This is a genomic window from Corallococcus exiguus (genome assembly GCF_009909105.1).
Taxonomy (GTDB): Bacteria; Myxococcota; Myxococcia; order Myxococcales; family Myxococcaceae; genus Corallococcus; species Corallococcus exiguus.
Genome location: NZ_JAAAPK010000019.1, coordinates 14,515 through 27,713, shown reverse-complemented (window position 1 = coordinate 27,713; position 13,199 = coordinate 14,515). Strand labels below are relative to the sequence as shown.

Below are 13,199 nucleotides of genomic sequence, written 5' to 3'. Positions count from 1 at the left end.
TTCTAGCGAATCCGACAGAAGAACCCCAAGTCCCACCGCGATGGACCTCTACGACGGGGGGCGCCAGGCCGTGCCAGGCTGAGGGCGTGACATGAACAGGCTCAAGCCAAGCCGTGGGGCCAGGAACCGCGCGACGAGCTGTCCCTTGACGCTGTTGCCCGCTGTATCGAGCAGCGGGGCGAAGGTGCCCAGCCCGCCCTTGCCCGGCGCGACGGCGACGATGCCGCCACCAATGCCACTCTTGCCCGGGACCCCCACGTCGTAGAGCCAGTCCCCGGAGGTCTCATACATCCCCGCCGTGGCCATCACCGCGAGCGTGTGATGACAGACCTCCTCGTCGACGACGCGCATCCCGGTGAGCGGGTTGACGCCTCCGTCCGCCAGGGTCGCTCCCATCACGGCGAGCTCCCTGGCGGTCACCGCCAATGAACACTGGCGCGTGTAGAGCCCGGTCGTCAGGACCGGATCCGCCTCCAGGCGGCCCAGACCGTGGAGCAGGAAGGCGAGCCCCTGGTTGCGGTGATGGGTCTCCATCGCGGAGGCATACACCTCTTCGTCGAGTACGAGCGGATGTCCGGCGAAGCGCGACAGCCCCTCATGGATGAACCGCCACCGGGCCTCGGGGCTGCTGCCTGGAACGAGCCCCGTGGTCGCCAGCGCTCCCGAGTTCACCATGGGGTTGGTCCGCCCGTCCGGGCTCAGGTCAAGGGCCATGGCCGAATTGAACGGCAGGCCCGTGCCATTGACCCCCAGCTTGCGCCGCACCTCTTCGGGCCCCAGGGACTGACAGACGAGCGCGAAGACGAACGGCTTGGAGACGCTCATGATGGAGAAGGGATGGTCCACGTCCCCGGCCCCATGGCTGCTGCCGTTGATGCCCACCACGCACGCGCCGAAGAGCCGGGGATCCACCCTGGCGAGCGCCGGGTAGACCTGGGAGCACTGTCCCTCGGTGTTCCCCTGGTGGCGCTGGTAGGCCTCGTCCACCAACGCCCGGACCTGCTCCGCCGCGGGGAGCTGGCCGGTGGAGATGAAGGGGGGCTCGCCTGTCGTATCCATGCGTGAAGGGGCTCGGCTTCCTGGAAGCAGGGGAGAAGCGCAGCTTCCTGTCTGGAAAATTCGTCGCGCCCGGATGCGTGTCAACGTCACATGGACATCCTATTTGTTGCAGATTTCTCGTGTTACATGTTTCAGGGCTCTGTCGCGCTGATTCGCGGGTGGTGTATGTTTCACCGAAACCGCCGATTGAGACATCTCCCTCCATGTACACCCTCGACGAATCGCTCTGGCCCCTGGCCATTGTCCAGCGTAGCGACACCACGACGGACAGCGAGATGGAAAGCATCCTCCGGAGCCTTTCCAAGCTCATCCACCGGCGCGAGCCCTATGTGCTGATCATCGACTTCTCGCGGTCCCGCCCGCTGACCCATTCCCAGCGGATGCTGCTGGCGGATCATCAGGCCGAGATCGCCGACCTGGCTCGCGAGTACTGCAAGGGGTTCTTCGTGGTGATCAACTCGACCACCGCGAGACTCGCGAGGGCCGTCACCAGCTTCGTCCGTCCTGGCGCGGATCAACACGAGGAGGTCGCGTCGTTGACCGAGGCGCTCGCGCGCGCCGCGCTCTGCTTCGAGCAGGCAGGTGTGACGAGGGGGGCCATCATTGCCCGCGCCCAGGCGCGCCGGTAGAGGCGCGGTCCTGGCACGAGCCGCTCACGCCGCGGCTACAGAATCTCCTCGAGGGCGCCCTTCCAGCTGTAGTTCCCGGGCTGCTTGCCCGCGATGGAGCTCTTCGCCGGGTCGATGTGGATGGTCAGCACGCTCCCGTCGAGCGAGACCTTGGTCCCTTCCGTCGACAGCTTGCAGACCGTCTGGGTGACGGCCTCCTTCACCGCCGCCTTGCCATCCGGGGTGCCGCAGACCTCGACGAGGGTGCCCACGGCGGACTGGCAGGCGCTCTGGGTCCGGTCCTTCATCGGGTCGAAGGCGGGGTAGGTCGACCTGTCGTAGCTGCTCTTCAAGGACGACCCGCAGGCCTTGTTGACTGCGTCCTCCTTCTTCTTCAGCTCCGTGTCGTAGGTGGCCCAGCCGTTCTTCTGGGCCACGGTGAGCCGCGCGGGCTTGGAGGACTCGTCGGCGATGGCGAGCGAAGCGAAGAGGCAGAGGCAGAGGGACGGAATCCGGAACATGAAGGCTCCTGGTGGAAGCGGCTCGCGGGTGCGCGAACCGCCGTTCCCCCAGGGAAGGAGCCCCCGGAATTCTTTTGCATTCTTCTTCGCGGGTATCAGCCCTTGCGCGCCGCGTTGATCGCCGCGATGTCGATCTTCTTCATCTCCATCATCGCGGCGAACACCCGCTTGCGCGCGGCCGGATCCGGATCGCTCATGCCGTCCGTCAGGGCGGCAGGGGTGATCTGCCACGAGATTCCCCACTTGTCCTTGCACCACCCGCACTGACTTTCCTGACCGCCATTGCCAACGATGGCCTTCCAGTAGCGGTCCGTCTCCTCCTGGTCCTTCGTGCTGATCTGGAACGAGAAGGCTTCACTGTGCTTGAAGGCGGGACCGCCATTGAGGCCGATGCACGGAATGCCCAGCACGGTGAACTCCACCGTGAGGGCATCACCCTCCTTGCCGTCCGGGTAATCGCCCGGGGCGCGGTGCGTGGCGCCAACGGAGCTGCCGGGGAAGGTGCGGGCGTAGAACGCAGCCGCTTCTTCGGCATTGCGTTCGTACCAGAGGCAGATGAGGGCCTTGTTCACGGGGTTCGTCATGGTTGCGCTCCTTGGGCTCACTCGCCCTTGCTTCCTACAACACCAAATGCTGCACCCGAGGGGTCCGTTGCGACGACAATCCAGTCGCCGCCGGGCACCTCGTGCGGACCTTGCAGCACCTTGCCGCCGTTGGCGGTGATGGCGCGCTGCGCCTCGGCGACCGAGGGCACGCCGAAGTAGAACAGCCAGGTGCCGGTGGGGCCGGGGCCCTCGGCGGGCTTCTGCATGATGGCGCCAAGCCGAACGCCGTCGTGGTCGACGAAGCAGTAGTCGCCCATCGGGCCCATGGGCATCACTTCGTTGAACTGGAAGTGGAAGTGCTTCGCGTAGAACGTCTTGGCGCGCGTGAGGTCGGGGCTGGCCAACTCGTTCCAGCGGATGCGCTGCGACGCCTTCACGTCGAAGACGTCGCTCTTCGCATCGGGCTTACCGGGCGGTGGAATCGGCGCCATCACGTAGAAGGGCGTGCCCATCGGGTCGGCGACCATCGCGATCTTTCCGACGGGCAGATCCATGCGCGGCATCAGCACCCTGGCACCATCGGCGACCATGGCCTGGATGGACGCATCGACGTCGGCCACGTGCAGATAGCCGAGCCAGCAGGGCTGTGCGCCATGCTGCACCATGTCCTGTGAAAGGCGCAGCACGCCGCCAGCGGAGCCGCCATCGCCGCGCATGATCATGCGGTAGTCCTGTCCGCTCGGCATGGACTCGGACGGGGCCGAGATCTTCCAGCCAACGACGGCGCCATAGAACTTCGCGGCGGCGTCGGGGTCGTGGGTCATCAGCTCGTACCAAATGAAGCTTCCAGTGCTCATCGTGTCATTCCCTTCGCGAACGGATGGAACCTTGCTCCGGACCGATGTGGAGGGTCCGCGCGCCCACGTCGAGCAAGACCTTCGTTCCTTTGCATTCTTCCTGACGAAGCCGGGCCACCGTGTCGCAGTGCGGCAAGTTCTGCCGCGTCGGCGCGAACAGAGGAAACATTTCCTCTCGATGGTCGAGAATCAAGAAAACCATGCGAACCACCGCCCACCACCGCCCCCTCCACGTCGGATCCACTGGCAACCGCGTTCAGAAGGTCGAAGAGCGCCTGAAGTCGGCCGGTTACCTGAAGGGGGCCGCCGACGACCGCTTCGACGCCAAGACCGCCAAGGCGGTGGTCGCCTACAAGCGCGACAACGGCTGGGAAGGGAAGCCGCAGGGGGTCGTCGGCGAGCGGATGGACCAATCGCTGAAGCGCATCAGCGCCACCACCACCCCCGGCACTGAAGGCAGCACCACCGCCCAGACCAGTGCGGCCGGTGGCAGCGACAGCAAGAGCAAGACCCCGTCGCAGCTCAAGGGCGCGACCTACAACGTCGAGCGCGACCGCAATCCCCAGGACGTGAAGAAGTGGCTGGGCGACTTCGCCAAGAAGAACAAGCTCGACTTCGTCCAGCTCCAGGAGATCAACGGCTACCACAAGGCCCTGGAGAACATCCCTGGCTACCACCTGGTGACCTTCCCCGGGGCCAAGGACCATGGCGAGACGGGCATCCTCGTGAAGGACAGCCTGCTCCAGGGGCAGAAGACGTCCATCCAAGGCGAGGGCGGCGGCTGGACCACCGTGCGCGGCGGCCATGCTCCGCCGCGGGCGGCCACCGCGGTCAAGCTCGCGGGTTGGCTGCAGGTGGTCTCGGCCCACCAGCCGCCCTCGGTCGACTGGAAGGGCGGGGAGCCCGTCGGGCCGAAGAACCGCGTGAGCACCTACAAGTCACTCTCCGAGAAGCTGCTCGGCTTCGCGCAGCGGAAGATCGCGAAGAACCCTGACGAGGGTTTGCTCATCGGTGGCGACTGGAACGAGCCGGCGTCGACGAAGGGGAAGTGGTCGCCCGGCTGGATTGCGCAGCAGGCGGGCATGACCACCCATGGCGGCGTGGAGAGCCACGGCCACGGCAAGATTGACTATGCGATGTCCTACGGGTGCAAGGTCTCGAACGTGAGGGCCGGCCCGACCGGCGGCTCGGACCACAACATCGTCATGTACACGGTGAGCCGTCCGAAGGGTAAGGGCTGAAACAGCCTCGGGATCCCGCCTGGACGGACGACCTGACCGGCATCTTGGGTTTGATTTGAATTCTGGGCTGCGGGCTTCGCCTGTCAGACGCGTGAGGCGGCCTGCGGCATCGAACGGAGCCCCGCCTTCGTCCTCGTTCGCTAACGAGAAGTGAGGGAAATAGCGCTACAGTGGGCGGGCAGATGTCCGAACCCACGTCACGGCGCTCCCGAGCACGGAGTCTACTCCCGAAGGCACTCCTGGTGCTGGCCTTGGCCTTGACGGCCGTCTGGTACCTCAGCCCCTGGTACTCTTTCTCGGTGGGCAGGACCTCCGCCCGGCCGCTGCGGTCTCCCTTCATCCACGGCCGTTCATGGTGGGTGGGCTGGACCGACGCGCGATTGATCCGGCTTCATATCGCCAGCGCCACCGGGATCGGCCCCACGCAACCCGGGCCGACCTCGGATTGGGAGGTGAAGTTCCTCAGTCGCCGCCACTCCACCAGCTGGACCTACCAGCTGCCCTGGAAGCGCCAGCTGAGCTTCTCCTTGGACCCCCACCCCGAGCGTGGCAGTGCCGATGCGACGCGGCTCATCGTGGAGTTTCCGGCACTGCTGCTGGTCCTGCTCGCGTGGGTCGCGGTCGTCCGCGCCAGCAAGCAACCCGACGCGCAGGCGTCTCCGGAGTCCGAAGCGTAGCGGCGCGACCTTGAAGTAAATGAGAAGGGAGACCGCGCCCATTCAGCCCCTGAAGGTGGGCCGGAACAGCGTGGACTCGCGCAGGGAGTCGGCCAGCGCGGCGATGTCGTCCGACTGGCCGTCCACCTCCTCGGCGTCGAAGGTCTCCTTCAGGCGGGTCATCACCTCCGCGTGGCCGCGGGAATGGTAGTGCCCGTGGATGCTGCTGCCCTGGAGCACCTGGAAGGCGCCACAGAAGCCGTGCTGGTGGATGTCGGTGGTGCCGTCCACCCAGTAGTACAGGTCGATGAGCAGGCGGGCGTCGGAGAACACCGTCAGCGCGGGCTGGCCGAAGCCCGGACGCGTGGTGAGCTGCTTTGGGAAGTCACGCGTCCCGTAGAGCCACTCCAGGGGCTCCAGCGTCTTGAACGCCTGATGCGGGGCCAGCTCCCGCAGGACCTCGGCCGCGATGTCGGGAAAGGCCTCCTCGCTGTGCTGGACCTTCAGCCACCGCTCCTGGAGGAGCCTCCCCATGTCCTGGAAGATGCGCATGCGCTTCCCCTGCTCTCACCAGCGTGTCCGCATCCCATACGAAATGAGGCGGTAATCCTGGCTCGATTCCTTTCAAAAAAGCCCTCATCGCGCTTGGGCAGCCGAACCGTGTATAGGCTGGCGCGCGCATGACGACCCTCACGACGAAGCTGTGTGTCATTGGCGGCGGCCCCACCGCGGTGGCTGCCCTCTTCGAGGCCCGGGCACGTGGCATCCCCGCCCTGGCCCTGGAGTCCGGCGCCACCCCGCTGGCATCGCTGCATGACCACATCGAGGGCCTCGTCTACCTGTCGCCCGCCTCGCACTGGGAGGTGGGTGGACTGCCGCTGGACTGCCGCGACGCGCTGGAGTGCGAGCGCGAGGACGTGCTGCACTACTACGCGCGCGTCATCCAGACGGGGCGCCTGGACATCCGCTGCCGCCATCGCTGCGTGGGCCTGCGCCCCGACGCGGACGGCGTGACGGTGGAGGTGGAGACGCCAGAGGGCCGCATCGAGGTGCGCGCCGAAGAGGTGCTCGTCACCGCCTGGTATGAGCGGCGACCCCTGCCTCCAGACTCAGTGCAGCCCGGCTCCCGCGTGGAGGTGCGGGAGGGGCTGCGCTCCGCGGCGGAGGTGGCCGGCCGGCGCGTGGCGGTGCTGGGCGGTGGCATCTCCGGCTTCGAGCAGGCCGGGGCGCTGATGATGGCGGGCCAGCCGGTGACGCTCCTGATGCGCGGCGCGCCACGGGGCATGCACCGGTTGCCGCACTTCGCGCGGTTGGTGGAGGCCACGGGCTCGCGGCTGGTGCCGAACGCCAGCGCGGTGCGCGTCACCCGCGACGGCGTCACGTACCACGAGGGCGGCGAGGCGCTTCATCTGCCGTGCGACGTGCTGGTGGCCGCATGCGGCGCGCGCCTGTCCCCACACGTGCTGGAACTGCTCTCGCGCGCGGGAGTGCTGACAGGGGACGAGGTGCGAGGGCTGCGGGAGTCCGTCAGCCTGGAGGAGGCGAAGCAGGCGCACCCGGATTGGACCGCGGCGGAGCAGGAGCGCCTGGCGGTGGAGTCCCGGCCGGACCTGTGGCCGCTCGTCTTCGAGGGTCGCCGCCGCGTGCGGCTCGCCGGAGGGCCCCTGCACGTGGGTGCCTCCAACGCGGGGGTGATGGTGTCCATCGCCACCGCCGTGTTCGCGGTGCGCGCGATGGCGGGCGCGCGGGTGCCCCCGGGCATGGCGCCGCCGCTTGCGCGGGCCCTACTCAACCTGGAGGCCCTCCTCCAGGTGCTGCGCGAGGACGTGCCGCCCGAGCGTGTGGAATCGCTGCGCCCGTTGGCGGTGGGCTCCTGGAGCCGCGCATGGGTGCACCCACATCTCCTGGAGCGCCCCACGGCGCAGAGCGTGGAACGCACCACCGGCCTGGATCCGACCCGCTTCCTGCTGCCCCCCGGGCTCGGCGCCAGCGACATGGAGCGGGAACTGCTTGGGCTCGCGGATGGCACCACCAGCATTGCTGAGATTGCCGACGCCAACGAGATGACGGACCCGGCGGAGCGCGCGAAGCTTGTCGCCACCTTCCGCAATCTGTGGTCGCGCAACGTGCTCACGTGGCTGCCTCCACAGGACGCGGAACGCTGATAAGTGATTGGGGCAACGACCAGGAATTCCAGGTGGCTTCGTAATTCGTTTCGACCGCGCAATTCCGTGCGGCCTTACAGCGAGAGACGAATCATGAAGAAGCCCACCAAGAAGCTGACGCTGTCGAAGGATACCCTGCGCGCGCTGAACGAGACCGAGATGAAGCAGGTTGCCGGTGGCGCCCCGACCTCCGTCGTCGCCTGCACTGGCACGGATCCGACCGAGGCCACCGTCTGCTACACGAACGCGCTCTGCCAGACGGGTGAGTTCTTCGGCTGCTGTTTCTGATGCGTGCGCCATGCGCTCGGAGGTGAGGTCCGCTTCCGAGCCATGGTGAGCGATTGCCCCGGGCCGGTGCTCGCCGGCCCGGGGCGTTTCCCGCACCTGGTTCCGAGGTCCGCCGCGATGTCCCAGCTCCGCCGCCGCGCTCCCGAGGGGCAGCGCCCGCCTCCCGCCGAATTCCTGATGGAACCGGCGGACTTCTTCGTCCTGCGCACTCCGCTCCTGCCCTTCGACGCAATGGAGCACTGGAACTCGCGGCTCACCGCGCCGCACGCCACCGAATCGCTCGCGAAGGCGCTGGACGCGGATCGCGCGCTGTTGCGCACGAGGCTGCGCGCGTACGTGGAGCGGCCGGAGGTGCGTGAGGCCCTCTTCGTCGCGTCGCCTTCGCTGGAGGAGGAGCTGCCGCTCTGGTTCCAGGCGCCGGACAGCGAGTACGGCCTCAAGGTGGAGCAGGCCCTGGTGCGCTACTTCCTGCGCATGGCGGGGCGCTGCACGCCCTTCGGCCTCTTCGCGTCGTGCTCCGTGGGGCACCTGGGAGCGCGCACGCACCTGGCGGTGGCGGACGTGCGCGAGTGCCAGCGCGACACCCGTCTGGACATGGACTACCTCACGCGACTGGTGGAGGCGCTGGTGCGCCACCCGGCCCTGCGCGAGGTGCTCCGCTACCGCCCCAATGGCAGCCTGTACCGCGCGGCCGGGCGGCTTCGCTACGTGGAGACGCGGCACGTGGGCGCGGCGCGCCGGCACCACCTGTCCTCGGTGCGGCCGGATGCGTACCTGGAAGCGGTGCTGGAGCACGCGCGCGCAGGGGCCCGGCCGGAGCAGTTGGTGCGGACGTTGGTCGCGCTGGACGCGGAGGTGGATGCACAGGAGGCCGCCGGGTACGTGCGCACGCTCGTGGACAACGACCTGCTGGTGCCGGAGCTGGCCGTGCCCGTCACCGGGCCGGAGCCGCTCCCGTACCTGGTGGCGCGGCTGCGCGTGCTGGCGCAAGAGGCGGGTCCCGGCGAGGCCGCGCAGGTGGCGCTGGAGGCGGCCACATGTCTGGAGGACGTCGGAGATCAGCTGGCGAGACTGGATGCGGAGGGTCCCGGCCGGTCGAAAGAGGCCTACCGCTCCATCGCCACTCGGCTCGAGTCGCTTCCCGTGAAGGTGGAGCTCCCGCGCCTCTTCCAGGTGGACCTCTACCGTCCGGCGCCCGGCGCCACGTTGGGACCGGAGGTGCTGGCGGAGGTGACGCGCGCGGTGGAACTCGTCCGGCGCATGGGGCCCCAGGCGGGCCGCTCGCCGCTGAGCGTGTTCTGCGAGGCATTCACGCGCCGCTACGAGGGCCGCGAGGTGCCGCTGCTGGAGGCGCTCGACGAGGAGTCTGGCGTGGGCTTCCAGGTGTCCAACGCTCCCGCCGCGGATGGGGCGCCGCTGTTGCGCGGGCTGGCCTTCCCCTCCTCGACGGATGCAGGAGGGACGTTTGGTGCGCGCGAGCTGCACCTGATGCGTCGGCTGACCGCCAGCCCGGGCGCCCGCGTGCTGACGCTGGGCGAAGAGGACCTGAAAGCGCTGTCCTCGGAGAAGCCCGTGCCGCCGCCAGACGCGATCTCCGTGGGCTTCAGCGTGTTGGCCGCATCGGACGAGTCCTTCGCGAGCGGGGACTTCTCGCTGGTGCTGCGCGGCGCGGCAGGACCCTCTGGCGCCAACACCCTGGGCCGCTTCTGTCATGGGGACCCGGCGCTGCGCGACGCGGTGGAGCGGCACCTGCGAGCCGAGGAGGCGCTCCGCCCGGACGCCGTCTTCGCGGAGGTGGTGCACCTGCCGGAGGGACGCATTGGCAACGTGCTGCTGCGGCCCCAGTTGCGCGGGCACGAGATTCCCTTCCTGGGGGCCTCTGGCGCGCCCGACGCGCAGCAGCTCCTGGTGGAGGACCTGCGGGTGTCGGTGGTGGATGGGCGCGTGGTGTTGCGCTCGAAGCGGCTGGGCCGCGAGGTGCTGCCGCGACTCACGACCGCGCACAACTTCGCCCGAGGCCTGGGCGTCTACCGCTTCCTGGGCATGCTCCAGCATGAGGGGCGCGCGGTGGGCCTGTCGTGGAACTGGGGCGTGCTGGAGGGCCTGGACTTCCTGCCGCGGGTGGTGTCCGGCCGGGTGGTGCTGTCGCTGGCGAGGTGGCGGCTGGGGCCGGACGTGCTGAAGCCGCTGGGCGCGGCGCGCGGCGAGGAGTGCTTCCGGGCCGTGCAAGCGCTTCGCGAGCGGCTGGGCCTGCCGCGCCACGTGGCCTTGGTGAATGGCGACAACGTGCTGCCGTTGGACCTGGACAACGTCCTGTGCGTGGAGACGCTCGCGTCGCTGGTGAAGGACAGCGCCCGCGCCGTGCTGCGCGAGCAGCTCGTCGGGCCGGACTCGCTGTGCACTCACGGTCCGGAGGGGAGATTCGTCCATGAGCTGTTCCTCCCCATGGTGCGGCGCCAGGAGCCCACGGCTTCCGTGCCTGCCCCGCGCAGTGGTCCATCCGCCGGTGTCCCCCGGCACTTCGCGCCGGGCTCGGAGTGGCTCTACGCGAAGCTGTACGCGGGCACCGCTGGCGCGGATGACGTGCTGTGCGACGCGGTGACGCCGTTGGTGGAGCAGCTCGTCCGCGAGGGCGTGGTGGACCGCTGGTTCTTCATCCGCTTCGAGGATCCAGACTGGCACGTGCGCCTGCGGCTGCACGGGGATCCGGCCCGCCTTCACCGCGACGCACTGCCGGCGCTCTCCGCCGCGGTGGCACCGCTGGCGCGGGCCGGTGTGGTGTGGAAGGTGCAACTCGACACGTACGAGCGGGAGCTGGAGCGCTACGGCGGTCCGGAGGGCATGGCCCTGGCCGAGGAGTTGTTCCACGCGGACAGCGAGGCGGTGCTGAAGCTGATGGCACTGTTGGATGGGGACGCGGGCGCGGAGGCCCGGTGGCAGCTCACCCTGCGGGGCATGGATCTGCTGCTGGAGGACCTGGGCCTGGATGCGCGCGCGAAGCTGACGGTGGCCGAGCGTTCCCGCGACTTCTTCGGGCGGGAGTTCCGCATGGACACGGCCTTCACGCACCAGCTCGGTGCCCGCTACCGGCAGGCCCGCGCCGCATTGGAGGCGGCCTGGGCGCCGGACGCGGAAAGAAGCCCGCTGCTCAGTGAGGGGCTCGCCGTGCTGCGCGAGCGCTCGGAGCGGCTTGTCCCCGTGCGGCGGCGCCTGGAGGTGGCCTCGCGCGAGGGCCGGCTCGGCGTGTCCCTGCCCACGGTTGCCGGCATCCACCTGCACATGCACGCCAACCGGATGCTGCGCTCCGCGGCGCGCGCGCAGGAGCTGGTGCTCTACGACTTCCTCGCCAGGACCTACCAATCCCAGCTCGCGCGCGCCCGCGCGCAGGAGCCACGCCCATGATGGCCCATTCCATCCGTCCCAATCAGGAGGCTCCCCGGTGGCGGCCGCTGCTCACTGGAACTCTGGCGGACCAGGCCGCGGAGACGGTGCGTGCCATCACCACCGAGCTGCACAAGCCCTTCACTCACAAGGGCATGCGCATCGCGGAGCGCTTGTCGAGTCAGGCGCTGCTGCACGGCTACCTGGCGCGCGTGTGGCCCGGAGGGGATGACCCGGAGCACGCGGCGCGCTTCCTGGACGGGGCGCTGGAGGAGGTGGGGCGCCAGTGGATGCGTCCGGCGCTGCACGGCGGCTTCGTCCAGGTGTCGTGGGTGATGCAGCACCTGGGCGCGCACCTTCTGCCGGATCAGCTGGGCGCGGAGGAGGATCCGCTGGAGGAAGTGGAAGCGGCGCTGGAGGACGCCCTGGGCGTCGAGCATTGGGTGCAGCACTACGATCTCATCGCCGGGCTGGTGGGGCTGGGCGTCTTCGCGCTGGAGCGGCTTCCGGGGGCCCGGGCGCGCCGGTGCCTGGAGCGCGTCGTCCACCACCTGCTGGCCGTGTCGGAGTTGGGGCCGCAGGGGCGGGCGTGGCGGACCCCTCCGGAGCTCATCCCCACGACCACCCGCAAGAAGCAGCAGGATGGCGGCTACAACCTGGGCGTGGCCCACGGCAACCCGGGCGTGGTGGGCCTGCTGGCGGCCGCGTGGGCGCACGGCGTCGACCGGGCGCGGGTGGGGCCCGCGCTGGAGGAGGCTGTGCGGTGGCTGCTCGCGCAGCGGCAGCCCTCGAGCTCGCTGTCCGCCTTCGCCTACTACGCGGACAACGAGGTGCGGCGCTCCCAGGTGTCGCGGGGGGCGTGGTGCTACGGGGATCCAGGTGTGGCCGCGACGCTGCTGATGGCCGCGCGCGCGGTGGGCAACGCGGAGTGGGAACGGGTGGCGGTGGAGACGGGCCTGCGCGCGGTGCGCCGGCCCGAGGAGACGCGCGAAGTGATGGACGGCGGGCTGTGCCACGGCGAGGCGGGGCTGGCGCACCTGTTCCACCGCATGTACCGGCTGACGGGGGAGGAGGCCTTCGGCCGCGAAGCGCGCGAGTGCTTCGCGCGGCTCGTGGCGCGGCGCGTGCCCGGCGAAGGCGTCGGTGGCTACGCGGCGTGGTTCCCTCGCGAAATCTACACGGACCGGGTGGAGGACAACGCCAGCTTCCTGACGGGCTCGGTGGGCATCGCGCTCGCGCTGCTGGCGGCCATCAGCGACGAGGAGCCGGCGTGGGATCGGATGCTGCTCGCGTCCTTCCGCACGCCGCTGGAGTCGCGACATGGCCGCTGAGGAAGGGAACACGCCCTTCAGGCGCGAGGCCCTGGAGCGCCATGCGCGCGGGCCCGCCGCGGAGCCGGTGCGGCTGGAGCACCCGAGCTGGGTGCGCTGGCTGCCGCTGCCGTTGGAGGTCGCGATCGCGCTCCTGGGCCTCTTCGCGACGCGCGTGCCGGTGGCCCGCGTGGTGAGCGTCCCAGGGGTGGTGGAGGTGGTGTCCCTGGGCTCGCCCACGGCTCCATCGCCCGGGAGCGACATGCGGACGCGGCTGTTCTTCACCGTGCCCGAACAGCACCAGGGCACGCTGCGTCCGGGGCTGCGAGTGCGCGCACGGACGGCGCAAGGCATGCGCGACTACGAGGTGGAGTGGGTGGATACGGGGACGCGAGTGCCAGAGGCGTTGAGCGGGAGGCTGGCGTCGGGCGTGCTCGTCCGTGCGCACGACGTTTCGTCGGCGGGCGGCGACGCGCCAGGCACCCCGAACACGGTCGAAGTGCAGGTGGGCACGGAGTCGCTGGCGGCCGCGCTGTGGGCGCAGGCTCGCGGCGGGCGGAGGTGAGGC

General features: G+C 69.5%; 13 protein-coding genes. 8 read left to right on the top strand and 5 right to left on the bottom strand.

Going from position 1 to position 13,199, the window contains the following annotated elements; genetic code table 11:
* Positions 1-48: 48 nt before the first annotated feature.
* Positions 49-1,059 (bottom strand): glutaminase A, encoded by a 1,011-nt coding sequence (gene glsA / locus GTZ93_RS41010; RefSeq protein WP_139917868.1) that lies wholly within the window; start codon positions 1,057-1,059, stop codon positions 49-51.
* A 203-nt stretch (positions 1,060-1,262) separates the two neighbouring features.
* Between glsA and GTZ93_RS41005 the strand changes: the two genes are divergently transcribed.
* Positions 1,263-1,688, top strand: coding sequence for a hypothetical protein (locus GTZ93_RS41005; protein WP_139917870.1), 426 nt, complete (start codon positions 1,263-1,265; stop codon positions 1,686-1,688).
* A 35-nt stretch (positions 1,689-1,723) separates the two neighbouring features.
* Here the strand turns inward: GTZ93_RS41005 and GTZ93_RS41000 are convergent, their stop codons facing one another.
* The 3 genes from GTZ93_RS41000 to GTZ93_RS40990 form a co-directional block, all read right to left on the bottom strand.
* Positions 1,724-2,188, bottom strand: a complete 465-nt coding sequence (locus tag GTZ93_RS41000; protein ID WP_139917872.1) for a hypothetical protein — start codon at positions 2,186-2,188, stop codon at positions 1,724-1,726.
* A 95-nt stretch (positions 2,189-2,283) separates the two neighbouring features.
* Positions 2,284-2,772, bottom strand: a complete 489-nt coding sequence (locus GTZ93_RS40995; protein WP_139917874.1) for a VOC family protein — start codon at positions 2,770-2,772, stop codon at positions 2,284-2,286.
* A 17-nt stretch (positions 2,773-2,789) separates the two neighbouring features.
* Positions 2,790-3,590 (bottom strand): VOC family protein, encoded by an 801-nt coding sequence (locus GTZ93_RS40990; protein ID WP_139917877.1) that lies wholly within the window; start codon positions 3,588-3,590, stop codon positions 2,790-2,792.
* A 200-nt stretch (positions 3,591-3,790) separates the two neighbouring features.
* On the opposite strand from GTZ93_RS40990, the gene GTZ93_RS40985 reads away from it, so the two are divergent.
* Complete coding sequence (locus GTZ93_RS40985) at positions 3,791-4,831, top strand: peptidoglycan-binding domain-containing protein (RefSeq protein ID WP_139917878.1); 1,041 nt, start codon at positions 3,791-3,793, stop codon at positions 4,829-4,831.
* A gap of 452 nt (positions 4,832-5,283) precedes the next feature.
* Complete coding sequence (locus GTZ93_RS40980) at positions 5,284-5,508, top strand: hypothetical protein (RefSeq protein WP_139917880.1); 225 nt, start codon at positions 5,284-5,286, stop codon at positions 5,506-5,508.
* 42 nt (positions 5,509-5,550) lie between these two features.
* Here GTZ93_RS40980 and GTZ93_RS40975 read toward each other — a convergent pair whose 3' ends face one another.
* Complete coding sequence (locus GTZ93_RS40975; protein ID WP_139917882.1) at positions 5,551-6,039, bottom strand: hypothetical protein; 489 nt, start codon at positions 6,037-6,039, stop codon at positions 5,551-5,553.
* Between the two features lie 128 nt (positions 6,040-6,167).
* On the opposite strand from GTZ93_RS40975, the gene GTZ93_RS40970 reads away from it, so the two are divergent.
* From GTZ93_RS40970 to GTZ93_RS40950, 5 genes are all read left to right on the top strand, one after another.
* Entirely contained in the window at positions 6,168-7,652 is a 1,485-nt protein-coding gene (locus GTZ93_RS40970; RefSeq protein WP_139917884.1) for an NAD(P)-binding domain-containing protein, read from the top strand.
* Between the two features lie 93 nt (positions 7,653-7,745).
* Positions 7,746-7,940: a class I lanthipeptide gene (locus tag GTZ93_RS40965; protein ID WP_120577331.1), complete on the top strand. Its 195-nt coding sequence runs from the start codon at positions 7,746-7,748 to the stop codon at positions 7,938-7,940.
* A gap of 117 nt (positions 7,941-8,057) precedes the next feature.
* Positions 8,058-11,342 carry a lantibiotic dehydratase gene (locus tag GTZ93_RS40960; protein ID WP_257979142.1) on the top strand — a complete coding sequence of 1,095 codons (3,285 nt, stop codon included), beginning with the start codon at positions 8,058-8,060 and terminating at the stop codon, positions 11,340-11,342.
* Positions 11,339-12,652, top strand: a complete 1,314-nt coding sequence (locus GTZ93_RS40955) for a lanthionine synthetase C family protein (RefSeq protein WP_139917886.1) — start codon at positions 11,339-11,341, stop codon at positions 12,650-12,652. Before GTZ93_RS40960 ends, GTZ93_RS40955 begins: the two co-directional genes overlap by 4 nt.
* The gene (locus GTZ93_RS40950; RefSeq protein WP_139917888.1) at positions 12,642-13,196 is read left to right on the top strand and encodes a hypothetical protein; all 555 of its coding nucleotides are present in this window, start codon (positions 12,642-12,644) and stop codon (positions 13,194-13,196) included. The genes GTZ93_RS40955 and GTZ93_RS40950 overlap by 11 nt, the downstream gene beginning before the upstream one ends.
* The last annotated feature ends 3 nt before the right edge of the window (positions 13,197-13,199 follow it).

Coding starts and splice junctions, on each gene's coding strand:
- GTZ93_RS40970 (WP_139917884.1), top strand. CDS start 6,168: ATGACGACCCTCACGACGAAGCTGTGTGTCATTGGCGGCGGCCCCACC.
- GTZ93_RS40955 (WP_139917886.1), top strand. CDS start 11,339: ATGATGGCCCATTCCATCCGTCCCAATCAGGAGGCTCCCCGGTGGCGG.
- GTZ93_RS41000 (WP_139917872.1), bottom strand. CDS start 2,188: ATGTTCCGGATTCCGTCCCTCTGCCTCTGCCTCTTCGCTTCGCTCGCC.
- GTZ93_RS40975 (WP_139917882.1), bottom strand. CDS start 6,039: ATGCGCATCTTCCAGGACATGGGGAGGCTCCTCCAGGAGCGGTGGCTG.
- GTZ93_RS40990 (WP_139917877.1), bottom strand. CDS start 3,590: ATGAGCACTGGAAGCTTCATTTGGTACGAGCTGATGACCCACGACCCC.
- GTZ93_RS40985 (WP_139917878.1), top strand. CDS start 3,791: ATGCGAACCACCGCCCACCACCGCCCCCTCCACGTCGGATCCACTGGC.
- GTZ93_RS40995 (WP_139917874.1), bottom strand. CDS start 2,772: ATGACGAACCCCGTGAACAAGGCCCTCATCTGCCTCTGGTACGAACGC.
- GTZ93_RS40950 (WP_139917888.1), top strand. CDS start 12,642: ATGGCCGCTGAGGAAGGGAACACGCCCTTCAGGCGCGAGGCCCTGGAG.
- glsA (WP_139917868.1), bottom strand. CDS start 1,059: ATGGATACGACAGGCGAGCCCCCCTTCATCTCCACCGGCCAGCTCCCC.
- GTZ93_RS40960 (WP_257979142.1), top strand. CDS start 8,058: ATGTCCCAGCTCCGCCGCCGCGCTCCCGAGGGGCAGCGCCCGCCTCCC.
- GTZ93_RS41005 (WP_139917870.1), top strand. CDS start 1,263: ATGTACACCCTCGACGAATCGCTCTGGCCCCTGGCCATTGTCCAGCGT.
- GTZ93_RS40965 (WP_120577331.1), top strand. CDS start 7,746: ATGAAGAAGCCCACCAAGAAGCTGACGCTGTCGAAGGATACCCTGCGC.